Genomic DNA, 26,169 nt, shown 5'->3' with positions numbered 1-26,169 from the left:
AAGATTATTGTAATAGTTGTAAAGTGCTGTATTATAGGATAATATAGTATTGAATCTGAGTAAAAAAGAATATAGGAGGGCATCCTCTTCCTGAAAACAGTTCTTATCCTGGTATGGAAATAAGAAAGTAGTAAAGGTTTAGAAAAAGTTTCAATTTTTTGAAATGTTATTTGAGCCTCCGATTGACCTCACAGCCATAATCTTCATTTTTCATTTAATCCATAATGTTGATTATCATTCTCTACGGTCTTCTGTAATTAAGATTTTCACAGGGAATATGAGCAGAGTAAACAATACAATAAAACCTCATGTTTAAAATAAGTACGATGATTTTAGTTATTTTTTATAGGCCTGATTGCGGTCTCCCAATCTCACAAGATCAACAGTATTCTTTATATTCAGTTTTTTGTAAATTCTTGCCTTATAAGTGCTCACCGTAGAAAGGTGAAGGTTGAGTTCGTTTGATACTTCAATATTCCCATACCCTTTCACAAGGAGATCAAATATTTCTTTTTCCCTTTCGGATAATGTTTCCAGTGGGTTGATGGGAGTGTCTTTTTTAGCTGAAGAAACGAGTTTTTTTACAATCTCCGGGGAGTAATAATTTCCGGTTTCAAAGATTTGCTGAACGGCTTCCAGGATATTATTTTCATCCGATAATTTATTAATGTAACCATCCGCTCCTTCAATGATATATTGTACGGCAATATCATTGTCATATACTGAAAAGACCAGGATTTTAAGATCAGGCTGTATTGTTTTTATTTCACCAATCATACTCAGATATTTGCTTTCCGGCATATTGATATCCAGAATTAATAGATCGAATTGTGCTGCATATAACTTATCCGTAAGCTCTGTGTAGGATTCAGCATATGAAATTTTCACATCTTTGTAGTGTGATTCCAAAATCAGAGTAGTGCCTAATCTTACGACAAAATGATCGTCTGCAATAATAATTTTTCTAGTCATATTTTTTTTTAATTTTAATGGATACAACAGTTCCTTTTGGAGTATTGTTTTTGAACTCAATTTTACCATTGATCATCATGAGCAGCTGAAGGATAAGGTGTAACCCTAAACTGTATTTTTGTAAAACCAGCTTTTCATTTTCAATATTATCCTGAAGTTTTTCATAATAGGTCATCTGTTCCCGGCTCATTCCTTTACCCGTATCTTTTACCTCCAGGAAAAAAGTAGTGATATCTTCAGTCGTCGAAAGTTCTATAACTCCATTGGTGGTATTTTTAATAGCATTGTCGATGAGATTATGAATGATAACCGCAATCACATTCTGGTTGTTTTTCGAATAAGTCGGGTTTTTAATATTGTTGACAATAAGAGTGTTTTGCTCTTTGGCAGCAACTTCAAAAAGAGCTTTTTTAGCTTCCGCAACTTCGTAGACGTTATACTGCTCATTTTTTTCACAGACATTATAAATCTCTGCATATTCCTTTAAGGTCTTCACGAAATTGTAAAACTCTACAGAAGATTTGTAGAAACTTTCAAAATGTTTCTTTTGTATGTAATGGTCGTGCTCGTCTGTTTCATAGAGTTTTTGGGCGGTAATGGATAAAAACTTTATGGGCGTAATGATGTCATGGCTTATCGTTTCCAGAAGTTTTTTCTGCTGTACACTTTCTTTTCGGAGCTGTTCCTTGGTATCCTCCAGCTTGGAGACGGTCTTTGAAAGTTTCCGGGTTCTTATGGCGATAATTTCTTCAAGTTCTCTTTTTTTCTGTTCCTGCCTTTTTATTCTTATTTTAATGAGGGTCAATACAATAAGTGCTAATAGCAAGATAATGAATAATTTAAAGATCAATGTCTGGTGAAACAGATGTTTTACATTGACATTAATTGTTTTATAAATGTATTTCCCTTTCGGAGAGGTCAGTACCCTCACCATAAGCTGATATTGTCCCGGCTCCAGGTTGGCGATATAATATTTGCCATCGCTGCTTACCCTTTCCCATTTTTCATTCTTGGAACCTTTCAGTTTTCCTTCAATAACCAAATTAGCCCTGTTGGCATAATAAGGAACATCTATTAAAATGACCGCTTTATAAAAATTGTTTTCCAGATTAATATTCTGTCCCTGTATCCTACTTTTGTAATCATAGAATATAACCCTCTCTAAAAAGAAGTTTTTAGGATAATAGCTTCTTATTTTTTCAGGATCAAAAAATACAAGACCTTTGATAGAAGGAAATACAAAATTTCCATTGGGGAGGGCTGCCGCACTTGGAGAAAATCCTCCATTGAACTCATTCGTATTAAAACCGTCTTCTTTGCTGTACCGGTAATAGCTGGGTAACGTTTTTTTGTCTGTAGAATATTGCAGCAGGCTGCTTTTCAGTACCTTGAATAAACCATTGTTGGTGCTGATCCAGAGAAAACCTTTTTTGTCTTCTAAAATGGTGTGCGAAAATAAAAGATATCCGTTTTCATCTTCAGGCATTTTAATGAGCTGACCCTTTTTGTATAGAAAGAAGCCATTTCCCTGGGTCATGATCCAAACATTTCCATCTTTTGTTTTTGTAATTTCCCTTACATGTAATGACTGTGTAGAAATTTTTTTAGGACTAAAAGAAGGTCCTTCTACTGAATACAAGGCATCTCTCGTACCTATCAGCCATTTATTACGCCCATATTCATGCACAGTGGTTATAATATTGGGAATGGAAAACTGTAAAAACGACTTTTTGAAACTGGAATCTTTATAAAGGGAAAGCGTAGATTTTAAAATAGGTTTGTGAAATGTTACAATAAAATAATTTTTCAGTTTCCAGGCACGGGAGGGTTCATTTTTAAAAATAAGATTTTCTTTTTCAGAATAATCAGACTGTTTGAAAAAACGTCTTAAGCCTGATCTCTGCTGAACAAGAATATTCTGATGAGTATCATACAGTAAAAAAAAATGATTGGTTGTGTTAAAATGATACTGTTTTACCAGCCCGGTTTTATTGTATACATCCCCTAAGGAATTAATGACCTTATCCTTTCCAAAAGGAAGTATGGAGTAAAAAATATTTTCATAAGATTTATCCGATTTATTGGAAACATGGAAATTGTTGAATTTTATGACATTCAATCCATCAGATAATGTACCCAGGTACAGCTTATTGTTCGCTTCGTCATGATAGATGGAAGATAAAGAATTTTTATTAAGGTCATAATCTGTTAATTTTTTTAAACTGAAGTTATTGTATTCGTAATGTACTCTATACAACATGTGATTCTGGATGATAAAGGATTGATTGTTTACCTGGCTCCAGTATACTTTGGTATCGTTCTTAAAAAAAATTTCAGGTGCATCCAGATAAGTGATCCGGGTTGGAGAAATTTTAATTATTTTTTTTGAAGATCTGCAAATAATAAAAATAGTTTTGTCAAAACAAAATGTATCTGAAATATAACTTTGACGAAGATTTTTCAGCGTTGTAATTTTGTTATTCCTATATTGTATTGTCCCGTCATGCAGCAAATGATAATAGTTGTTCTTACCAAAATAAATAAAGAAATCGGTATCCTCAAACTTATCCTCTATTGTATTCTTAGTAAAAATAAGGTTCGATCTGCTTTCGCGTAATACTCTTTGAAGGCAGCCAAGTTGATGACTCAGAATACTTACATTTCTTTTGGATATTAATGCAATATTTTCATCAAAAGCTGTTGTAATATAAATAGTATCTTTCTTTGCATTTCCAAAAAAAGAGGTAAATCTGTTATTTTTAAAGTTAAGATGATTATAGGTGACAAAATTATTTCCGTCATAACGTACCAAACCATTTTCTGTGCTGATCCAGATAAATCCGTACCTGTCCTTAATAATATCCTTTACGCTGTTCTGAGGAAGTCCTCTATCTGTATCATACCATACCGAAGCCGTCTGTTGGCTGCAATACAGTTGTATATTGATGAAAAATAGAACTATAAGTTGTTTGTAAAACATTTTTAATACTTGTCATTATAAAGTATTCATGGTATAGAATTGTAAAAATTTGCAATTTTAAAAGCCGGTAGAAGTATCGAGTGTCATTGTAAAACCAGATGCTTTTACATTTAAAATGATAGTTGTCTCAATTTCCAAGGCTTTCAGAGTAAGCTGTAGAGGATAATTAAATACCTGCTAAACTTTGCATTCTTTGATGATTCGCAGCTTATTTGTTTTGATATTCTGTTGAATAGTTTTTGATAATTGATAATTATGATTAATGACATCTGTTATAGAATAAAATCAATATCAGACAGGTAAATAGTTGATTTTTATTTTTAAAAGATGAATTCTCTTAAAAATTGGCAGTAACTCTCTATTATTTTTGTCAATATATTATCAATTATATATTTTTCGTAAAAGTACATAAATGTTCTCTATAAGAGTTTTTTTAACCTGTAGTTATAAAACTACATATAATACAATTTTAATTGTCATTTTTCAATAGGTAGTTTAATTTTTCATTTCTATTTTATAAAAAATAGTAAGTGTGGTCCACGTATAATTGTGCTTTTGACAGAAAGAGAACTTCCCAATAAGAAGTCATGTAAGAGAAGCGGAAGGCGTTGATGAACTGGTTGCAGCTGCTGTTTTGGATGACGCAATAGTTGATTTTTTATCCGGGACCTTTGAAAATCCTGCTATTGAGGGTTTTCTTTTACAGTGCATCAGCAGGAATCTTCGTACTGTAAAACACCTGCTGTCAGTTTATTCATTATGGTGGTTTGTAATTTTTAAACTACAGAAATAAGATGTAATACTACATGACTGACAATTTGTTTTGACGCAAGGAATTAAATTTTTCAGATTTCATCTATTAAATTTGTACCATCATTAAAATAAATGAGTTTAATTCTTAATAAGAGAATTGTCAGATCACTAATGATAAAAAATGCAAATGAAAGAATAATAAAATATATTTAAACTTCAAAAAAGTAGAAAAAACATCTGTAGGATACTACATTTATCTCAGGTTATAGAGCCTCTGTAAAAATTTTATTCTTTTGTTTATCCTTAAACAAAAGGCCTTTTTTCTATTCTATTTTTTAAGCAAACGGATATTCCTTTTATGCTAATCATGCAGAAATTGGTATAAGAATTATATGTACTTGCTTATCTCATATTATCCACTTCATAAAAAGTGTAAACACAAATATAAAAACAATGAAAAAAAATGTAACAACTTTATTAACAGCAGCCTTATTGGCAGCTTCTTCTGGCATTTTTGCACAGAATGCAGGTGTAGGGATTAATACTACAGCGCCTAATTCCACATTGGATATTAATGGAAAACTAGGGATTACTGATCTTGACGGACTTCAGGCACCACGACTTACCCGGGCAGAGCTTTCTGCTAAAGGAGATGCTCTTTATGGAACTAATCAAAAAGGAGCATTAATTTATATTACAGATATCTCAACGGGTGACAATAGCGGACCAAGAGTGAATATTGATGCAATTGGATACTATTATTTTGATGGGGTAGTATGGCAGAAGCTGATCAGTAGTTATAATAATATTTATAATGCAGATGGTGTTCTTACCAATACCAGAACGGTTACCCAAAATGGAAGTGATCTGAAATTCGTGAATCAACAGACGACCACTATTAATAATAGTGCCGGCCTTGGTATAGTGCAGGATTCTGGTACAGGAACAAGATCTTCAATGGGTTTTTCCAATAATGGAAATTATTCTTTATTTATCTATTGTGATACAAATTCGGCAGCACAGATTATGGCTACCGGAAAAAGTTCAGTCCTTACTTTAGGAACCACAAATACACATTTTCCTTCTGGAATAGATTTTATAACAACATCGGCTGGAGATGCTTTAGGCGAGGTACGGATGCATATTTCGCCAGCAGGGAATATTACAGCAACTAATAATCTGGCAGTAGGGTATGCTACGGAACCTGCTTTTGGTTCAGAAAAATTAAATGTAAATGGAAGTATTAAAACAGCAACAGCCACTTACCCTGATTATGTATTTGAAGAGTATTACACTGGAAAATCTTTACTGAATTCTAAATATAAATTCTTAAATATTTATGATACAGAAAAATTTATTAAACAGAACAATCATTTACCGGGGGTAACTTCTATTAATGATTTAGCAAAAACGGAAAATGGACTCTATTCATTTAATTTATCAGAACTTTCAACCCAGACACTGGAGAAGGTGGAAGAGCTTTACTTACATGTTATAAAACAGCAAAGGCAGATTGATTTCCAAAAAGAACAAATTAATAAACTAGTTGTCTTAACCCAGAAATTACAAAAGAAAATGAAGTCAAAAAAACAGTAATACAATTGTCATAATCATTACAAAAAAAACGGAATATTTATTCCGTTTTTTCATACACTCAGTGCTTCAGTCAATTTTGAGAATACCAAAAATCGTACATTTATTTATGTTTGTGCGTTTGATTTCTATCGCCCAACCTTACAAGATCCACAGTATTCTTAATATTTAATTTTTTATAAATTCTTGCTTTGTAAGTACTCACCGTAGAAAGGTGAAGGTTGAGTTCATTCGATATTTCAATATTCCCATATCCTTTCACCAGAAGATCAAATATTTCCTTCTCCCTTTCGGATAATGTTTCCAGTGGGTTGATGGGAGTGTCTTTTTTAGCGGAAGAAACAAGCTTTTTTACAATATCCGGGGAGTAATACGTTCCGGTTTCTAATATTTGCTGAACGGCTTCCAGGATATTATTTTCATCCGATAATTTATTAATGTAACCATCCGCTCCTTCAATGATATATTGTACCGCAATATCGTTGTCATATACTGAAAAGACCAGGATTTTAAGATTGGGCTGTATTGTTTTTATTTCACCAATCATACTCAAATATTTGCTTTCCGGCATATTGATATCTAAAATGAGCAGGTCAAACGACTCTGCATATAATTTTTCTGTGAGTTCCATATAGGATTCTGCACAGGAAACTTTTACATCTTTGTAGTGTGATTCCAGAATCAGGGTAGTGCCTAATCTTACTACGAAGTGATCATCGGCAATAATAATTTTTCTAGTCATCTTTTTGTTTTTTTATTTTAATGGATATTATGGTTCCGTTGGGTGTGTTATTTTTAAATTCAATTCTACCATTAATCATCATAAGCAGCTGAAGGATAAGGTGTAGTCCTAAACTGTATTTTTGTAAAACCAGCTTCTCATTTTCAATATTATCCTGAAGCTTTTCATAATAGGTCATCTGTTCCCGGCTCATTCCTTTACCCGTATCTTTTACCTCCAGGAAAAAGGTCCTGCTATCTTCAGTGGTAGAAAGTTCTATGATTCCATTAATTGTATTTTTAACCGCGTTATCTATGAGATTATGAATGATGACAGCAATCACATTCTGGTTGTTTTTTGAGTAAGTGGGATCTTTAATATTGTTGATAATAAGAGTGTTTTGTTCTTTCGCTGCAACCTCAAAAAGAGCTTTTTTAGCTTCTACCACCTCATAAATATTATAAATTTCATTTTTTTCAGAAATGTTATATATCTCTGCATATTCCTTTAGCGTTTTCACGAAATTGTAAAACTCTACAGAAGATGTGTAGAAACTTTCGAAATATTTCTTTTGTATGTAACGATCATGTTCGTCTGTCTCATATAACTTTTGGGCGGTAATGGATAAATACTTTATGGGCGTAATGATATCATGACTTATGGTCTCCAAAAGTTTTTTCTGCTGTACACTCTCTTTTCGGAGCTGTTCCTTGGTATCTTCCAGTTTGGAGACGGTCTTTGAAAGTTTCCGGGTTCTTATGGTAATGATTTTTTCAAGTTCTCTTTTTTTCTGTTCCTGCCTTTTTATTCTTATTTTAAAGAATGTAAATACAATAAGAGACAATAGTAAAACAATAAAGAATTTAAAAATAGGTGTTTGGTAAAACAAGTATTTTACACTGATATCCATTGTTTTATAGATGTATTTTCCTTTCGGAGAAGTCAATACTCTCACCATAAGCTGATATTGGCCCGGTTCCAGATTTGAGATATAATATTTGCCGTCACTGCTTACCCTTTCCCATCTTTCATTCTTGGAACCTTTCAGTTTTCCTTCAATAACCAAATTAGCTCTGTTAGCATAATAAGGAACATCTATTAAAATTATCGTTTTATAAAAATTGTTTTCCAGATTAATATGCTTTCCCTGTATCCTACTTTTGTAATCATAGAATATAACCCTTTCCAAAAAGAAATTTTTAGGGTAATAGCTTCTTATTTTTTCAGGATCAAAGAATACCAGTCCTTTGATAGATGGAAACACAAAACTTCCATTTTGGAGAGCTGCGGCACTTGGAGAACTGCCTCCATTGAATTCATTGGTTTTAAAGCCATCTTCCTTACTGTACCGGTAGTAGTAGGGTAACGTTTTTTTATCTTTTAAATATTGCAGCAGGTTACTTTTCAGCACCTTGAATAAACCATTATTGGTGCTGATCCAGAGAAAACCATTTTTGTCTTCCAGAATCGTATGTGAAAATGAAAGATATCCGTTTTTATCTTCGGGCATTTTAATGAGCTGACCCTTTTTGTATAGAAAGAAGCCATTTCCCTGGGTCATGATCCAAATATTCCCATCTTTTGCTTTTGTAATTTCTCTTACATGTAATGAACGGGTAGAGATCTTTGTAAGAGTAAAAGAGGGTTCTTCCATCGAATACAAGGCATCCCTGGTTCCTATCAGCCATTTATTATGGGCCAGCTCTTGTACTGATGTAACAATATTGGGTATTGAAAACTGTAAAAACGGCTGTTTGAAACCGGAATCTTTATAAAAAGAAAGTTGAGATTGTAATGAAGGCAGATGTAACGTTGTAATATAGCAATGGTTGACATTGAAAACGTACGGTGGTGTTTCCTTGAAATACAGGGATTCGTGTTTTGAATAATCGGAACCTTTGAAAAAACGAAGTAGTGATCTGCCGTTTTGAACAAAAATATTTTTTTGTGGATCATAGAATAAAAAATATTTGCTGGTTGTATTAAAATGATATTGCTTTATCAGTCCGTTTTCGTTGTATACATCTCCAGATGCAGTAATTACTTTATCATTTTCAAAAGGAAGTATCGAATAAAAAATATTTTCATAAGATTTGTTTGACCGGTTGGCCACATGGAAATTATTAAACTTCACTACATTCAAACCGTCTGATAAGGTACCGAGATAAACTTTATTATTAATCTCATCATGATAAACAGATGCTAAAGAGTTTTCATTAAGATCATAATCTATCATTTTTTTTAATCCGATGGTATTGTTTTGATAGGATACCTTATACAATGACTTATTATGAAAGATAAAACACTGATTGTTAATCTGACTCCAGTATACTTTGACGTGATTCTGGAAGAAAATCTCTGAAGCATTTAAATAACTGATTTGCCCTGAAGATATTCTGATGATTTTTTTTAACCTCTTATCAATAATAAAAATATTTTGCCCAAAACAAAAAGTATCGGCTATATAATGCTTATGCAGTTCCTTTAGGGATACTATCTTTTTATCATTATATTGTATAGTTCCATTATTAAACAGATGATAGGAATTCTTTCTGTCAAAATAAATGAAGAAGTCTTTATGATCTATTTTTTCAGGAGTTCCGTTTTTTACAAATAATCCATATAACTTGCTTTCATCCAACATTTTTTGAGTACAGCTGTTCATCTGATGTAAAACACTTACATTTCTTCTGGACAATAAAACAATGTTTTCCGTATAAGCTGTAGAATTATAAATGGAATCTTTTTCAATACTTCCGAAAAAAGAAGTAAATCTGTTGTTTTTAAGATCAAGATGATTATACGTTACAAAATTATATCCATCGTAGCGTACTAAACCGTTTTCTGTACTCAGCCATATAAATCCGTATTGATCTTTAGTAATATCTTTTACACTATTCTGTGGAAGACCATTATCTGTGTCATACCATACAGAAGCTGTTTGCTGGCTATAGCATAGCAGTATCCGGAATAATAGCAGCAATATAACTGCTTTATGATACATTGAGGAGCGTTGGTACATTTGTGTTTGTTCGGTTCAATTAATATAAATGTAGTAAAAATAAATCATTGTTGAAAGAATTAAATGTCATTTAAAAACTACATGATACGCAATTAAAAATTACAATATTGCTAATCTATTTTTACAGTAATTATTTTACCTTTTGTTAAGATTATCAGACATTTGCATTAGTAACTTTAATGCTTTGTTTAACCATTAAAAGTTAAATAAATTCTCAAATTTTTTAAACAAAATTCTGTATTTATTTCACTTTTGTGAGATGTTTTTATTCTTGTTTTTAAAGAAATAACATGCTTTAGTTAATTAAATTATTAATGAAGTCACTTTGTCTTAAAGAATAAAAGGTGAGTGGTAGGTGAATCAATGTACATGGAAAATTAAGTATGGTTAAAATTATAAAAGTTACATTTTTAATAGCAGGGCTGTAAGAGAGTGCAATCAGCGTATTTGTACAAGCTCCCGGAATGAATGGAATAACAGTATTCCGCCATTTGAATTCAAAATATATACAGAGAAAATAAATAAGAATAGACAAATTTAATAATTGAAGGGTAATGAAAATAAATAATAAGAAGAGAGTAAGTCATCATATGATTGTTCAGTTAGTTCTATTGTCGCTACTTTCTTTGAGCATTGGTATTCTCATGTTTTTTGGATACATTTTTACTTCAGAGGTTTTTTCCCTGGTCGTTTTATTGGTACTGGTATATGGGCTGTTAAAAAACCGGTTTATATTTGAATATGAGAATTCCGGAAAGGTGATTTCTATTAAAAGCTATCAATGGCTTTCAAATGGAAGAAATCCAGTCTTTGAAATGCCACAAAAAAAAATTGTAAGGATAGAAATACTGGAAAGGACCTATCGAAAATATTTAATTATTCTTTTTTCAAATTCTTCAGGGAAGCTGTTAAGAAAAAATATTGATATTACATTTTGTAGTGAGAATGAAATCCACAAGCTTTTAGGGGATATATCCAACAATTTAATAAAGGATAAATCAGGAACTTACTTCTTATAAAATATTACTTTTCGAATACAGATATAAATTAATTAAAGATGGAAAATTTGAAAGACATTCACATTGGTGCATTGGTGTATGAATGTGTCAATGAACAGGATATTGAGATGAGCAGAATCTGCAGATTCTTACATTCAACAGAAAAGGAGATTCTCGAAATGTATTCTAAGAAATCATTAGACGTTGATATACTTCTAAAATGGTCGAAATTATTGAAATATGATTTTTTCCGTCTCTATTCCAATCATTTAATATTATACGCTCCCATCGCCAGCCAAAATAAAAATGGAGTGAAATCAAAACTGCCTCAGTTCCGGAAAAGTCTCTATACAAAGGAAATTATAGACTATATATTGGAGCTCTTAAAAAATAAAAAAAAGACTTCGGTAGAAATCATTACTCAATACCGGATCCCAAAATCAACATTGAATAAATGGATAAGCAAGTACAAATAATAAATGCAGGACCTAATTATAAAAGGATTTATCATGATTTCATAAAGTCTAAATGTCCGGAAAAATTAGAATATGTAAAGAAATATCTATCAAAAGAAACAATGTCTTTATCTGATGTTTTGAAAGTTAATAATATTATATTTTTTGATGGGTCATCTGAAAATCAAAAGTTCAAATCTTATGATAAACAGACTATTTTTGAAATCCTTGATTATCAAAAAAAGCATCAATTAAATAACAGTCAGTTAGCGAAGCATTTTAAATTAAGCAGAAATACCATTACAAAGTGGAAGCGGATATTTTTAGTATAATCTGCTTTTTATTCTCAAGTAATGAAGTATATATTAGCACGTTTTTTCTAAGTTTTAAAGAGTATCCGCAGTGATACTCTTTTTATTAATTTCCATAGTGTGTATTTTTTGGAAATTTGAATGAGCTTAAGCATTAGATTCTACCGTAATCATAATCCTTTTAAAACTAAAAATAAAAAACTCAGAGCGAAATTTCACTCTGAGTTTTTGTATTGAATATATACTGTTAAGAATGTTTTAGTTTTTTCTTAAGACATAGTTTTACTGGTGCTCACCTGGCATTATCCTAAATCTACTTCTTTGTCTGCAGAGACAGGTTATCCATATAAACAGCCTGATGTACTCCATTCAGTAAGACTTTCAACCCTAAATGGGAGTCTTTTTTTAAAGAAACGGTAAATGTTTTTTTCTCTCCTGTTATTTTGGAAGGTTTAGTGATTGAAACATAAGTTTTCACATCAGAAGGGTTGTCTACTGAGAAAAGCTCTAAGCTTGTTTCACCTCCATTATCAGAAAGATCAAGAGACAACGTATAGGTTCCCGCTTTAATTTCGGGTGTTACCAGATACATATTTTCTCCAGGATTGCTCATTGAATAAAATATAATTCTTTTGTCACTTGCATAAAGCATCGCTTTTCCCGCTTGAGCAGTCCAGCATTTATTAATATCTTTCCAGGTATCAAAACTTTCTGTAAGAGCGGTTACGGGTTTGCACTGTGCATTTGCCGTTAGAAATCCTCCTATCACTGTTATTCCTGTAAGTACAATTTTCTTCATGTATTATTTTTATTTATAATGAGTAAAAATAACAAAAAAAAGATTGTACTTGATGCTCCTGTTATATGATTTACGTTAGTTTTTCAGCTTGAATTTTAAATAAAGAAATTGAAAAGAGAATCTTAACTTAGACCTGGATAAAACATTAAAATGAAATGAAAAAAATATTATTTTTAATGATCACTGTAACAGGCACGATACTGATAAAAGCACAAACCATTGAATCCAGCAGCCGGAGTACCATAGGATATATTAAAACTGATGGAACTATTGAAAACAGCAGCCATTCCACAGTCGGTTATATCAGGAGTGATGGTACTGTTGAAAACAGCAGCCATTCTACGATTGGTTATATCAGAAATGACGGAACTATTGAAAATAAAAGCCGTTCTACAGTAGGTTATGTAAGGGAAGACGGAACTGTAGAAAACAGCAGCCGTTCTACCTTGGGATATATTAAAGATGACGGAACCGTTGAAAATGCCAGCCGCAGCACAATAGGCTACGCCCATGGTATAAAAAAAGAATGGGTTGCCGTGGTTTACTTCTTTTTTAAACTGTAGAAGGAAATTTTTTTATAATTTTAGGTTACTATATTGTAATCTGAATGGAATACACCAGTAAAACAACTATTTTTTTCTTTTAAAAACCATAATTTATACATTCGGATGTCTCAGTTTAGTAAAGATCTCAGGATTTGACTAGGATCAAAAGAAAACTGGAGCAAATGATGGGTAATGAATTGATTCCAGCATTACTGGTCAGAAGTATTTTTTTTGACAGTGGTAGGATTATTATTTTTAGGATTATCTTCAATAGTAAGCAAAATTTACAGGAAAAAAAGACCTTTTTTGAAAGAACTGTTTATTCTGCTATTGTTTTATTTCACGCTGAATGTAATACTGATGTTAGGCTTAATCTGACATGAATTTATAATAAAATACAGACACTCTTTTATTTATAAAATGAGACTATCGAATAAAGTGAGCTTTACATAAAAAAATTTCTTAAATGTGGTAGGTATTGAAGCTTTATTGGCGTATAAATTGATACAAGAAACTTTATTGAATTTTGATGACTAATGACTAGAACGACTCTAACTCTGATTTTCCTTTTAAGTGGTTTTTTCTTTTTAAATGCACAGGAGAAGAAAGATTCACTTTATTATAAGATAGAAGAATTTTCGGACAAAAGAAAAGTTACCAAATTCATCCACCGCTTTATATTTCGTAGAGAGCCGGATTCTACTTCCGTGAAGTCCAGTACTGAAAAACTTTCGCAGAAAACTTATGATAAAAAAATTATCAGAAATATCAGGATAGAGACCATTGACCCTTTTGGATATGGCTCTAAAGACAGTAAGGAAATAGGCAAATGGTATGATTGGATAAAGGATCACCTTCATTCCAGTACCAGAAGATCGACCGTTAATAATTTTTTACTTTTTGAAGAAGGAGAAGAATACAACGCCCAAAAGCTCTATGAATCTGAACGTCTGCTAAGAGCGATGCCTTTTATAAACAGAGTTAATATCAGTGTTTCAGACAGCACTTCCAGCAAAGATTCTATAGATGTTGTGGTAAAAGTTCTTGATTCCTGGAGTCTGAAGCCGAGAATCAGTTATTCCGGAAGCAAAATTGGCCTTGGCGTGACTGAAGAGAATGTGCTGGGACTGGGCCACACCCTGGACTTCCTCTACAGAAACGATTCCAAAGAAAAGCAGGACTATCTGTTAGGAAGCTATACCACCCATAATCTTTTTGGTACCTATATCAATGCCCAGATCCTTGGAGAACGGGACTTTTCAAGAAATGAAAGGATTAATTTCAGCCTCAGAAGAGATTTTTTCTCACCTTTAACGAAATGGGCAGGTGGTTTTACATTCGAATATTTTATGCGGAAAGTTTTATTGCCGATAAATACGGATACTCCGTTTCCGGAAGTTCAGATCAAGGTGTACAGTGAAGATTTATGGGGTGGTTATCAGATCCCGGTGTCATCTGATCCCAGTGAAAAGGTATCCAGTAATATTGCCATAATAGGAAGATTTCAAAACTATCAGTACAAAGACAGTCCAGGAATTGATCAATATAAATATTTCAGTTCTTATAACAGTTTTCTGATGTCTGTTGGGTTTATTCAGAGATACTTCTCGGTTCAGAAGAATATATTCCAGTATGATTTGCCGGAGGATATTGCGTATGGTAATTCTGTAAACATCATTGCAGGAAGTTTATCAAGAAATAAAGAAGTAAATCCGTATGTGGGGATTTCTGCATCTTACGGACGTTTTACAAAACTGGGATATTTCACTGTGAAAGCACAGTTTGGAAGGTTTTTTAATGAAGACAGCCAGAACAGGGAATCTTTTCGCTTTGACGGAACGTATTTTACCAACCTGATGGACTGGAAATTTGCCAAAGTAAGACATTTTTTCTCTCCAACATTAGCATTGGGAAATCCACAGCATAATTACTCGTATAAGGATAGGATCAACCTTTCTTCTGCAGATGAATTTCCTGTTTATAATTCGGATTATATCGGAACAAAAAAAATAGTGTTGAGGTATCAGCTTCAATTGTTTATTAATAAAACCTGGAAGAATTTCCATTTCAGTCCGTATTTGACTACCGCAGTGGGCTGGCTGGGAATGCCTGATGATAAATTATTGAAAACCAAAGCCAATGCAAAAATCGGAATAGGTGTTTTAATTAATAATCCCTATCTGGTTTTCAACAGGATTCAGATTTCTTTTATGTATTATCCACGTGTTCCTTTTGATAATAATTCTGTTTTTGACTTTAACAGTAACAGAAATAATCTTTTACCACTGAACAGCTTTGCTACGGATGTTCCTCATTTTGTCAATTTTGGAAATTAATATAACAGACTTTTATATCCGGAATATCTTTTTCAGACAGATTTAAACAAATAGAAACCTTCCTTGCTTTAGCAGGGAAGGTTTTCGTCAAAATGGGCTAAACATTGTGAAAATTAAACTACTACATCGATCTTTACATTGATATTTCCACGGGTTGCTTTTGAATAAGGACATGTTGCATGAGCTGTCTCTACAACTTTTCTTGCTTGGTCTATTGCTAAACCGGGTAAAAGAATCTGCAGGTGAGCCTGCAGGAAAAATCCATCATCATTGGTAGCAAGGTCCACAGAGGTATTGACAGATAGGCCTGCAGGAAGAGTAATCCCAATTTTTGCAGAAGCCAGATGCATAGCTCCAATAAAACAAGCCGACCATCCTGCCGCCAATAGCTGTTCCGGATTGGTTCCGTTTCCTTTTGAACCGGGAGAAGTTAATTCAATATCCAACTTTCCGTCACTGCTTTTTGCTTCGCCGTTACGACCTCCGGTTACAACGACATTACCGGAATACAACACTTTATTGATGTTAACTACTGTTGTATTTTCTACTTCCTGAATGGTACTTAGTTCCATATTTTTATTATTTAAATTAAACGATATTGTTGATTGATAGTTATGATTAAAGTTTTTTTCTTAAATCTTTGAAAGCGGCTCTTAGCTCTTCCGTAAAGACTTGTGGCTGCTCCCATGCTGCAAAATGTCCGCCTTTGGAAGCTTTATGGTAATAATATAAAGTAGGATAAGCTTGTTTTGACCAGCTTTCCGGAGCCTGATAAATTTCGTGAGGGAATACCGAAATAGCTACAGGAACTTTAATGTCTTTCGTTTTCTGTGCCTCGGCACTGAAATTATTTTTGTTATTTTCCCAGTAGAAGCGGGAAGAAGATGCTCCCGTATTGGTTAGCCAGTAAAGAGTAATGTCATCGAGGATAGCATCACGGCCAATGACATTCTCAGGATGAAGATCACTTTCACTCCATTCTGCAATTTTTTCGTAAAGGAATGCTGCTAAAGCTGTTGGAGAATCAGAAAGTAAATATCCTGTTGTTTGTGGGCGTGTCACCATCATTCCTCCGTAGGCTGCATTTCTTCCAAAGAATGTACTCATTGCATTGTATGCTTTTGCTTCTGATGCAGAAAGCCCTGATGGGGCAGGGTCACCGGCATTGATGGGCTTTACAAGTTCAGCAGGAATGGTAGCCGGCATCGTCAGGTGAATTCCCAAAAGGCCTGAGGGAGCTTGTTTAGCCAATGCATCAGAAATAACGGAGCCGTGGTCACCCCCTTCAGAAACATATTTTTTGTAGCCGAGTCTTTTCATCAATACATCCCATGCACGGGCCACGCGGTCCGGATTCCAGCCTGTTTCCGTTGGAATTTCTGAAAAACCATATCCGGGAATTGCCGGTATAATCACATCAAAGGCATCACTTGCTTTCCCTCCGTATTTTACAGGATCTGTCAAAGGATCTATAGCATTGATAAGCTCCAGTGGAGATCCCGGCCAGCCATGCGTGAGGATCACCGGCATTGCATTGGACTCTTTTGAACGTACGTGGATGAACTGGATATCAAGTCCGTCAATTTTTGTTACAAATTGGGGAAGCGCATTCAGTTTATTTTCTACTTTTCTCCAGTCGTAACCGTTGCCCCAGTAGGTGATCAGTTCTTTTAACTGTTCAAGCTGAATTCCCTGGGAAGCATCTTTCACCGTCTCTTTATCCGGGAATCGGGTTTCGGAAATACGTTTTTTAAGATCATCCAGCTGAGATTGCGGAATATTGATGTGAAAAGGACGGATACTGGTATCATTTTTTGATAATAGAGTAGCAGTATCATTTTTTTGTGCCTTAGAAATAGCAGGCGTACCTAAGATAAAAGTTGCTGCTAAAAGAATTGTTGAAATTGTTGTTTTCATTGCTTTGCTGTATTAGATTTTAAATCTGTTTTTCTTTTTTGATGAGACAAAATTATGTCCTGAAAAGAGGCTTAGAAATCAATAACTTGTTCAATTAGTCATATTTCACAGCGAAACAGACATTGCAGCTGGTGAAAAGGAAAACGATACGGGGATGAAGCATGAAAAATAAAATAAGCTCCGTTCTGACAGAGACGGAGCTTATTTTATAATGCATTTTGGGGAAATTATCCGTGAGCTTCTACGGATACATCATTCCATTCTTCCCAGACTTTTAGACGCTGTTCGTAATTCTGTTTTACAAACGGAAGTGCTACTTTTCCAAGCAATAAACGCAGTGGAGGATTTTCAGTTTCTGCTAACTTTATCAGTGCAGGAGCAGTAGCTTCTACATTTCCAAAAGATGTTTCAGATTCAGAGAAAGCCTTTTTAACACCATCGTATACCGGATTGCTTTGGGTATTAATTCCTGTATGCCAGATATTGGAAGCATAGCCGTTAGGCTCTACCAAAGTTACATTGATTCCGAATCCTTTTACTTCCGTTGCTAACGTTTCGCTTAATCCTTCCAATGCAAACTTAGACGCATTATAAAGTCCCATGGTAGGTAAAGTAGCTAATCCCAAAATAGAAGAAACCTGAATAATATGACCGCTTTTCTGCTCTCTCATAACAGGAAGCACTGCCTGTGTAAGCCATAAAGTTCCAAAGAAATTCGTTTCAAACTGTGCTCTTGCTTCCTGTTCATTGGTTTCTTCCACTGCGCCTGTTAATGCATATCCTGCGTTATTGATCAGGATATCAATGCTGCCGAAGTGCTGATGTACTTTCTGAACAACAGCTAATGATTCTTCTCTTTTATCTACATCTAGAGTTAAAGGCAGTACAGAATCTCCATATTTTTCTTTTAAATCATGAAGTGTTTCTACATTTCTGGCTGTTGCTGCCACATTGTATCCTTTTGCTAAAAAAGCTTCAGCCCATGATTTTCCGAAACCTTTTGATGCACCTGTAATTAAAACTGTTTTTGACATTGTTCTGTTTTTTAAATTGTTATGATTATATTTTTATAAAGAATTATTGTATACATAAATGACCGATCGGTCATATTTTGGATAAAAAAATTACACTGTATTTTCCTCGATCGTTTTTTTAAGATAATTGACAATAGTTACCATTTTATCGTTATTACCAGCCATTCTTGACATTAAGTGTCCACCCTCAAGCATGGCAAACAAAACTGTTGCAAAACCTTCCGCATCCCATTCCGCTCTGAATTCTTTATTGGCAATTCCTTTTTCTATAATACCGCAAATTAATTTTTCTCCCTGCTTTATTCCATGGTTTACCTTTCCTTTAACGACTGGATTGGTATCATCAGCTTCTGTTCCAAAGTTTAACAGGGGACAACCGCCAACTACAGGTGGATGATTGGGATCACTAAAAAAATCAATATAGGCGAATAACTGTTCCCTGGAAGTTTTGAATCTGCTTAAAGTTTTTTGAAGTTGATCACTCAGCATTTGCATATTATGCTCAACAGCAGCACAGGCAAGTACTTCCTTATTTTCAAAATGAACATACATACTGCCTTTAGACAACTTGGTGGCCTCCATAATATCGCTCATAGAAGTAGCTGCAATCCCCTTTGTATTAAAAATTGGAGCTGCTTTTTCTATAATGAACTGTCTGGTTTCTTCCCCTTTGGCCATAATGATAGTAAATAATGATGCAAATATATGACCGATTGGTCATAAAAGCAAACTTTTTGTATTAATATTTTAAAAAATATACAAATATTCTTGTCAGCCTTGTGATAGAGGGGAAATACAGCTTTTGAACCAATCACTATTATTAGGCTGACAAGTCAATATTAATAGCGAATAACTTTTTTTAATCCTAAATTTGCCGTGGTAAAAGGAACTATGAAGAAACTGGAGATTAAAAAAAATATTCAGAAGCAGGAAGATAAAAATCTGTCTTTCCGGGTTTTTGATTTGAATAAAGATCATTTGGATCTATATGCACAACCTCACAAAAAAGACCATTTTTGTATTTTTATTGTAGAACAGGGAAAACTGCAGGTTTGTATTGAAGATAAAATGCATGGGATGAAAGCTGGAAAAATATCTGTTATATTTCCGGAACAGGTCCACTTTGTGGCAGATTCAAGCGAAGATCTCACAGGAAAGATTATTCTGTTTGAGGAGATCCTGTTTTGTTCTGACATTTTGAAAAATGAACTGAGTACCTATAACGTCAATCTTTCCACACACCTGAATTGTACGGTGCTTTCCCGTGAAGACTTTGAACAAAGTTTACATAACACTTTCATCATTAAAGAGATTTACGAACAGCCAACACTGATCAAAAAAGAACAGGCGAGATTTTATATTAAAATTATTCTTCTGGGACTCATTGAATCTATTCACGGGCTGCATCCGGTTTTGCATGAAAAAACTGCAGACCAGCCTGTATATGTAAGATTTAAAAAGCTGTTAAACGAGCATTACAAACACTACCGAACCGTTCAGTATTATGCAGAGGAATTGGCTATTACCCCAAAAAAATTAAACTCTGTCACCAAAAAGCATTGTGGAGAGACAGCCATTCAGGCCATACATAACCGTATTTTAACAGAAATTAAACGCCAGCTGATGTTTTCTGACCTTTCTCATAAGGAAATTGCTTTTGATCTGGGATTTAATTCTCCCTCAGCCCTCAATAAATTTGTAAAAGCAAAACTCAAAGAAACTCCTACCGAACTTCAGCAGGAACTGGCGCAAATGTATAACGCGTAGTCCCGTTTGTATAACAGAGCTCATGAAGGCTTGTCTAATTTTGTATCATTAAAATCAGATAAGAAAATGAGCAAATTATTTATTGCAGGTGAAGTCTTCCATGGTGCGGGAAGTCTTGATGAATTAAAAAATATCAAAGGAAAAAAAGCTGTTATTGTAACAGGTGGAAGTTCTATGAGAAACAGCGGAACCCTTGACAAAGCGGTAGCGTATCTTAATGAAGCAGGAATCGAAACACAGATTTTCGAAGGGGTAGAAGAAGACCCTTCATCAGCAACATGTCTGAAAGGTGCGGAAATAATGAATACTTTTCAGCCTGACTGGATTATCGGTTTAGGTGGATGTTCTGCCATCGATGCAGCAAAGATTATGTGGGTATTTTACGAATATCCAGAAGTAGAATTTGATGCTTTAATCAAACCTTTCACAGTTCCGGTGTTAAGAAATAAAGCCCAATTTATTGCGATTCCTTCTACCAGTGGAACAGGAACTGAAACTACAGGGCTGGCGGTGATTACCGATAGAGAGAAAGGGGTAAAATATCCTGTTGTTTCTTACGAACTGACACCGGATATTGCTATTATTGACGGAGAAATCTGTGCTTCAATGCCAGCACATGTAACTTCCAATACAGGACTTGATGCACTGACACATTGTGTAGAGGCCTATGTTTCAAATATTGATAATAATATCGCAGATGCCTTATCTAAAGGTGGTTTAGAGATTGTTTTTGATAACCTTAAAGAAGCTGTAGAAAATCCAGATAATATTCAGGCCCGTCAGAATATGCATGACGCATCATTTATGGCTGGTTTAGCCTTCAACAACGCATGGCTGGGCATTGTTCACTCTCTTTCTCATCAGGTAGGAGCGCTGTATGGAATTCCTCACGGAGCTTCAAACGCTATTTTTCTTCCGAATGTGATCCGTTACAATGCGCTGGCTACAGAACGTTATCCTGATCTGGCAAGAGTAATCGGGAAGCAAACTACTGAAGACCTGGCCCAGGCTATTGAAACATTACGTTCTGAAGTCAATAATCAGTCGGCGATCAAAGATTTCGGAATTTCAAGAGAAGACTGGGATAAGAATCTTGATTATATCACAGCCAATGCTTTAGCAGACCCTTGTACAGGTTTCAATCCGAGGGTTCCTGTTTTAGAGGAATTGAAAGCGATTTATAATGCCTGCTACGAAGGGGTGGTATATAGAGAAGAGGCTGTTGCAGGCTAATCTCATGATCCGATAAAAAAGAGAACTCAGATGAGTTCTCTTTTTGTTGTTATTCAATTATTTAACCAAAACCTTAATGCTTTCCCTGTTATCATTTTCATAAAGGATACTGATCAGATAGGCACCTTTACTGTACGTTGAAAAATCTAATTTTATATCATGAGTGTAAAGGTTTTTTCTGTCAAAAACCCTGCGTTGGGCCATATCATAAACAACAATGTCTTTCATTTTCTCTTTACTTTTGAGGTAACAGAAATCTTTCACAGGATTAGGGTAAAATATAAGTTCAGTCGGCATTTTAGTATCCGCAGTTCCCAGAGAACCAATCGTAATTGTTTTACTGAAAGTTTCTGCACAGGCGTTTTTGTTGACAGTAAGTGAAACAGTATAAGTTCCGGGAACCATATATTGATGAACCGGATTCAATGAAGAATCGGTGGTACCATCTCCAAAATTCCATAATACTGAAGTGTAATTGGCAGAGTGATTGGTGAAATTTACCGTCGTCCCGTTAATTCCTGCTATAAAATCCGAATGAAGATGAAACGTATTGCTGTTCCATTGCGCCGGATTATCAAAAAAAACGAGATCTGCAATAGTCTGAAAATTTTCTGCAGTATTTTGAGGCAGCCCGTTATAAAAAGAGGATGGAAAAACATGATCCTGAAAAATTGCAGAATACATAGAAGCTGCCACAAGATAACTTCCTTTAGGTCCAGGATGAATATCATTATAAGATCCGTGAAGTGCCAGATCCTGGGAAGAATTGTAGTAATGCCTTGCAGATTCACCGGCAGGTACCATTTCCACCTGCATCAGATTAGACATCTTTGTAATGGAATCCTTAATTTTCTGCTGAAATGCAAAATACGTATTGTACTCATTCGCAGAGGGTACTCCATAAGGAATTTCATACAGAAATATTTTAGAACAAGGACTGTATTTACGAATAGAATCCCTGATTTTACGACCACGTTCAGCGGTTACTGAAACAGGGTAGGAATGGCCGGCAGATTCAGCAGTTCCTGGCTGCATGATGACATATTGATAGTTTTTAGATCTTATTTTCTGATAGAGTGACGGATCATCTACGTGATTCACAAATCCTGTTCCTCCCGGCGTATGCGTCGTTATGGAAACATTTTTTCCCTTTGAAGCCGCTATATTTTTGAAAATTTCAGGCATGTCATTAAAATAGGTGACACTGTTTCCAATAAACAGTACCTCATCAGACTGGCAGAATGATAAGACTGAAAAACCAGTACATATCAGAAAGAGTAGTTTTTTTATCATATCATATGTTTTTTAGATTCTTATTTAAAAAAGGTACCTGCAAACAACCACTTATTATGCAGGTACACAATACAAACGATGATTAAAAATGTTTTTTTATCAATATAGAATTATACTTTTCTTTATCTGTTTTTATTAAACCCCTTAAAAAGTACCTGCAGGAAACCCAATCTATACTGCAGGCACAAGATTAAAAGGTGTTTAAATGAAAATGTTAGTTTATTTACTTTGTTCGAGATTTTTTGATTTACTATGAGTTAATGACTGGGTTTTATTTTTTTTAAATAGATCTGGAAAAGTACCTGCGGGTATTACAGATGTCCCACAGGTACGCGGTACACTAATTATTACAACTATTTCTTGATTAATTTCGTATTATAAGTCGTCTTATCATCCTTTATGGTGATGACGTACATTCCTTTGATCAATGACGCAACATTGATTCTTTTTCCGTCCGGTTGTCCTTCCTGAACAAGTCTTCCGTCTGCACTGTAAATTTTGTAATCAGCTTTACCTTTCAGATTTTTTACTTCTATAAATGTATCCGCAGGATTAGGATAAATTTCAATATCAGCAGATGAGGATTGAGCTGATTCTTTAACCCCAAGTGCCGCATTGATCTTTACAGAAAAATCCCATACTGAGCCACGGGAGAAAAGATCTCCATTATCATTTATAGAAGGGCTTGTACACGCATCAACTGACGCATTGTAAAAACCGCTGGCAACTCTCATTCTTAATGTTTTGTCGCCATTATAAGCATCAGCCGGAACCGTAAATGCAAAACTTCCCTGGTGTCTTTTATTGGCATTGGGAACAGCTCCGTTAATACCTACTCTTTCTGAAGCTTCAAATACTCCGTTTCTGTTGTAATCAATCCACACCAGTACCCAATCCTGAAAGTTTCCGCCTGCACGGTTAGCATACACAATATAGTTCAGATTATATTGAGCACCCTGAGTAAGCTGAATCAGTCTGGCTGGATCTTCCGAATAATCTTTATAAGCGTGCTGAACGGTTGTCCCATTTCCGGCTAAATCCACATTCGCTAAAGTCACTCTTAATATTCCACTGAAATACGGACTGTTTGTAGTATTTCCTCCTGTAGTCATCAGGCAGTAATCATATCCTGTACGTAATCCTTTTGTTTTAAAATTATACACAGGGGAAAATTCACCGGCAACATTATTGATTACTGATGCAACACGAACTTCATAAGAAGTTTCATCTTCAAGGTTATTCAGGAATACTGAATTAACAGGGCTGGCAGCATTGGACCAGTTTCCGGCTCCTGTTTTTCTGTAATTCACAGAATAGGTTGCTCCAGGTACATGATTCCATGAAACGGTTGCTGAGGTTTTTAAGATATCATTTTCAAAAACAGCAAGCCCTGTTGGAGGATTATTCAGAGAAGCGGGGGCATTTCCTACGGTCAGTGTAGGAGAAACCGCATAGAATATATTTCCTACCGCTGAAATTCTCAGCTTAATATTTCCCTGAAGCGCAGCAGGCATCTGTATTTCAAAACTTCCGTCATTAGGCGTTGAAGCTACCAGTTCTGTCCATGCCGATCCATTAATAAGGTCGGTTGTATATTCAATCTTTACATTGGCAACATTATAGGGAGCCTGGTTGGTATTGGCAACATCCCATGAAATAGTGTTGGTTGCATTGTTATAAAGAGTAGTAGAAGCACTTAATCCTCTGAATTTGAAAGGGCCGTCATTTCCAACCGTTACTGTATTTTCAGCAGAAATAGTTAAAGGTCTGTTCGGATTATTATCACGTACAGTTACCGCATAATGTAACACTCTTGGGATATATGAAACTGTTTCCCATGTATCTTTATTGGTCAGTTTGCCGCTCATCACAACAGGCAGGCTTGGGAAATATCTTCTTCCGGAAGCCACTGCAGGAAAAGAACGGGTAAGTGAACCTTCAGGATTGAATCCCCAACCGCTGTCTCCGGAGATTGAACTGGTAGATCCTACGCTGTCATACTGTTCCCAGTTGTAGGTAAACTGATCCCCGTTGGCATCTACTGCATTGGCATCCAGATAATAGGCTGTCCCTTTAGGAATGTTATAGGAAATAAGCGGAGTAATAGCCGGTGCATTATTGGCAATATTTTCGGCTATACCACATCCCACTTTGCCTTCAAGGTTGGTAAGGATTTGATTGATGGATGAATAATGAAAATAAGCATCACTGTTCATCTGTACATTATTGGCAGTAATTCCCGCATAGCCCATAATAGTTGTACCTCCTCCCGGTTCTATATTGACATCTGAACTTTCAGTTACTGTCGAAAACGTATGATTCCCTCCAAGCTGATGTCCCATTTCATGAGCTACATAATCAATATCAAAGGTGTCTCCTACAGGGTTCTGATTTTGGGTATACCCGGAACCTTTACCCAAAGGTTCTGCAGCTGTTGGATTGGTACAGATACAACCTATACACCCTGCATTTCCATCTCCTCCGTCTGCATTAAAGACATGCCCGATATCATAATTGGCATCACCTACCTGAGCGCTTAAGGTTTGTTGCAGCTGTCCGTTTAGATCATTGGTATAAGGATCATTAGCCGGATTGGCATAGATGATATTGGGAAGATTCTGTATCGTAAGATGGATGGCAAATTCTTTTTCAAAAACACCGTTTACCCTGGTCATCGTATTATTCATTTGAGCAAGTGCACCTGCAACTCCTCCAAAAAGAGCTGTATATTCACCCGTTGCAGATAAGGCCAGTCGGTAGGTTCTGTATCTAGAAGCGGCAGGCCTTCCGGTAATATTGATTCCGGCAAGTTTATTTTTCCCGGAGTTTTTTAAAGATTTAATGTCCAGTTCTTTTTTCCCTTCCATGCTGCAGCTAAAGCCATGCTCAGACTCTGTTCTTTCGGTTTTATAGAATACTCCATAGGTCTTTTTATCCGTTGTAATGGGTTCTATGAACTGAAAGACACCGTTTTTAATAATCATTGACTGTATTTCTGCTGGTGATATACTGAATCTTACATATTTGGAAGGGTCATCAATTCCCACCCCTACATAAGATCCTAATCCATATTTTTCAGCCAAAGATTTTTCCATTACAGGGTTACTGTATACCGCAAAATTTTCTACAGTTCCTTCTGCCGTTGGTAATTGAATCGTTACTGCTTTTGCATTAGCGCCGGTTTCCTCAGCGTTTTTTAATAACTGTATCAATGCATTAATATCAGTTTTGTAAGCATACTTGATTTTTACCTCTCTCCTGATTTCAGATACTTTCTGTGAAGAGGGTTCCCATCTTTGGGCATTGGAAAGACAGAAACCTGAAATCAAAAATAATGATAATAGAGTTTTTCTCATTTTAAAAATTAGGTATTTAAATAGTGGTTTTGTAAAGAATGAATATAATATTCGGTGATTCAAAAGTAATTGCTAATTTTGTAT

Annotated in this window: 19 protein-coding genes; 8 read left to right on the top strand and 11 right to left on the bottom strand. The window is 34.9% G+C overall.

Annotated elements, in window-relative coordinates; all coding sequences use genetic code 11:
• Positions 1 to 336: 336 nt before the first annotated feature.
• On the bottom strand, positions 337 to 972 hold the full coding sequence (locus FB551_RS08850) for a response regulator (RefSeq protein ID WP_142016829.1): 636 nt from the start codon (positions 970 to 972) through the stop codon (positions 337 to 339).
• Entirely contained in the window at positions 965 to 3,952 is a 2,988-nt protein-coding gene (locus tag FB551_RS08845; RefSeq protein WP_142016827.1) for a ligand-binding sensor domain-containing protein, read from the bottom strand. Before FB551_RS08845 ends, FB551_RS08850 begins: the two co-directional genes overlap by 8 nt.
• A gap of 1,206 nt (positions 3,953 to 5,158) precedes the next feature.
• On the opposite strand from FB551_RS08845, the gene FB551_RS08840 reads away from it, so the two are divergent.
• Entirely contained in the window at positions 5,159 to 6,301 is a 1,143-nt protein-coding gene (locus FB551_RS08840; RefSeq protein ID WP_142016825.1) for a hypothetical protein, read from the top strand.
• Between the two features lie 100 nt (positions 6,302 to 6,401).
• On the opposite strand, the gene FB551_RS08835 is transcribed toward FB551_RS08840, so the two are convergent.
• Both FB551_RS08835 and FB551_RS08830 read right to left on the bottom strand, forming a co-directional pair.
• Positions 6,402 to 7,040 carry a response regulator gene (locus FB551_RS08835; protein ID WP_142016823.1) on the bottom strand — a complete coding sequence of 213 codons (639 nt, stop codon included), beginning with the start codon at positions 7,038 to 7,040 and terminating at the stop codon, positions 6,402 to 6,404.
• Positions 7,033 to 10,023: a ligand-binding sensor domain-containing protein gene (locus FB551_RS08830; RefSeq protein ID WP_142016821.1), complete on the bottom strand. Its 2,991-nt coding sequence runs from the start codon at positions 10,021 to 10,023 to the stop codon at positions 7,033 to 7,035. The genes FB551_RS08835 and FB551_RS08830 overlap by 8 nt, the downstream gene beginning before the upstream one ends.
• Before the next feature lie 572 nt (positions 10,024 to 10,595).
• Here FB551_RS08830 and FB551_RS08825 point away from each other — a divergent pair.
• Genes FB551_RS08825 through FB551_RS08815 form a run of 3 tightly spaced genes read left to right on the top strand, consistent with a single transcriptional unit; the run spans position 10,596 to position 11,826 of the window.
• Positions 10,596 to 11,060 (top strand): hypothetical protein, encoded by a 465-nt coding sequence (locus FB551_RS08825; RefSeq protein WP_142016819.1) that lies wholly within the window; start codon positions 10,596 to 10,598, stop codon positions 11,058 to 11,060.
• 38 nt (positions 11,061 to 11,098) lie between these two features.
• A complete protein-coding gene (locus FB551_RS08820) occupies positions 11,099 to 11,515 on the top strand; it encodes a hypothetical protein (protein WP_047433466.1) in 417 nt (138 codons plus the stop codon).
• Positions 11,494 to 11,826 (top strand): transposase, encoded by a 333-nt coding sequence (locus FB551_RS08815; RefSeq protein WP_047433465.1) that lies wholly within the window; start codon positions 11,494 to 11,496, stop codon positions 11,824 to 11,826. Before FB551_RS08820 ends, FB551_RS08815 begins: the two co-directional genes overlap by 22 nt.
• Before the next feature lie 292 nt (positions 11,827 to 12,118).
• On the opposite strand, the gene FB551_RS08810 is transcribed toward FB551_RS08815, so the two are convergent.
• Positions 12,119 to 12,604 carry a hypothetical protein gene (locus FB551_RS08810; RefSeq protein ID WP_047433464.1) on the bottom strand — a complete coding sequence of 162 codons (486 nt, stop codon included), beginning with the start codon at positions 12,602 to 12,604 and terminating at the stop codon, positions 12,119 to 12,121.
• Between the two features lie 155 nt (positions 12,605 to 12,759).
• On the opposite strand from FB551_RS08810, the gene FB551_RS08805 reads away from it, so the two are divergent.
• Together FB551_RS08805 and FB551_RS08800 are read left to right on the top strand one after the other, a co-directional pair.
• Entirely contained in the window at positions 12,760 to 13,167 is a 408-nt protein-coding gene (locus FB551_RS08805; RefSeq protein WP_142016817.1) for a 5-fold beta-flower protein, read from the top strand.
• A gap of 518 nt (positions 13,168 to 13,685) precedes the next feature.
• Complete coding sequence (locus FB551_RS08800) at positions 13,686 to 15,485, top strand: hypothetical protein (protein ID WP_047433461.1); 1,800 nt, start codon at positions 13,686 to 13,688, stop codon at positions 15,483 to 15,485.
• Positions 15,486 to 15,598: 113 nt separating this feature from the next.
• On the opposite strand, the gene FB551_RS08795 is transcribed toward FB551_RS08800, so the two are convergent.
• From FB551_RS08795 to FB551_RS08780, 4 genes are all read right to left on the bottom strand, one after another.
• Positions 15,599 to 16,057, bottom strand: coding sequence for an organic hydroperoxide resistance protein (locus FB551_RS08795; protein ID WP_142016815.1), 459 nt, complete (start codon positions 16,055 to 16,057; stop codon positions 15,599 to 15,601).
• A 46-nt stretch (positions 16,058 to 16,103) separates the two neighbouring features.
• Complete coding sequence (locus FB551_RS08790; RefSeq protein WP_142016813.1) at positions 16,104 to 17,402, bottom strand: epoxide hydrolase family protein; 1,299 nt, start codon at positions 17,400 to 17,402, stop codon at positions 16,104 to 16,106.
• A 227-nt stretch (positions 17,403 to 17,629) separates the two neighbouring features.
• On the bottom strand, positions 17,630 to 18,436 hold the full coding sequence (locus FB551_RS08785) for an SDR family NAD(P)-dependent oxidoreductase (protein WP_142016812.1): 807 nt from the start codon (positions 18,434 to 18,436) through the stop codon (positions 17,630 to 17,632).
• Between the two features lie 90 nt (positions 18,437 to 18,526).
• Positions 18,527 to 19,114, bottom strand: coding sequence for a TetR/AcrR family transcriptional regulator (locus FB551_RS08780; protein WP_047433458.1), 588 nt, complete (start codon positions 19,112 to 19,114; stop codon positions 18,527 to 18,529).
• A gap of 213 nt (positions 19,115 to 19,327) precedes the next feature.
• On the opposite strand from FB551_RS08780, the gene FB551_RS08775 reads away from it, so the two are divergent.
• Together FB551_RS08775 and FB551_RS08770 are read left to right on the top strand one after the other, a co-directional pair.
• Positions 19,328 to 20,203: an AraC family transcriptional regulator gene (locus FB551_RS08775; RefSeq protein WP_047433457.1), complete on the top strand. Its 876-nt coding sequence runs from the start codon at positions 19,328 to 19,330 to the stop codon at positions 20,201 to 20,203.
• A gap of 66 nt (positions 20,204 to 20,269) precedes the next feature.
• Complete coding sequence (locus FB551_RS08770) at positions 20,270 to 21,436, top strand: iron-containing alcohol dehydrogenase (RefSeq protein WP_142016810.1); 1,167 nt, start codon at positions 20,270 to 20,272, stop codon at positions 21,434 to 21,436.
• A gap of 57 nt (positions 21,437 to 21,493) precedes the next feature.
• Here the strand turns inward: FB551_RS08770 and FB551_RS08765 are convergent, their stop codons facing one another.
• Both FB551_RS08765 and FB551_RS08760 read right to left on the bottom strand, forming a co-directional pair.
• A complete protein-coding gene (locus FB551_RS08765; RefSeq protein ID WP_142016808.1) occupies positions 21,494 to 22,729 on the bottom strand; it encodes a PKD domain-containing protein in 1,236 nt (411 codons plus the stop codon).
• A gap of 353 nt (positions 22,730 to 23,082) precedes the next feature.
• Positions 23,083 to 26,085 (bottom strand): reprolysin-like metallopeptidase, encoded by a 3,003-nt coding sequence (locus FB551_RS08760; RefSeq protein ID WP_142016806.1) that lies wholly within the window; start codon positions 26,083 to 26,085, stop codon positions 23,083 to 23,085.
• Between the last annotated feature and the right edge of the window lie 84 nt (positions 26,086 to 26,169).

This window comes from Chryseobacterium aquifrigidense, assembly GCF_006716485.1.
In the GTDB taxonomy this organism is placed as follows: domain Bacteria; phylum Bacteroidota; class Bacteroidia; order Flavobacteriales; family Weeksellaceae; genus Chryseobacterium; species Chryseobacterium vietnamense.
The sequence above is the reverse complement of the archived record's forward strand: the minus strand, read 5'-3'. Positions and strand labels throughout refer to the sequence as shown.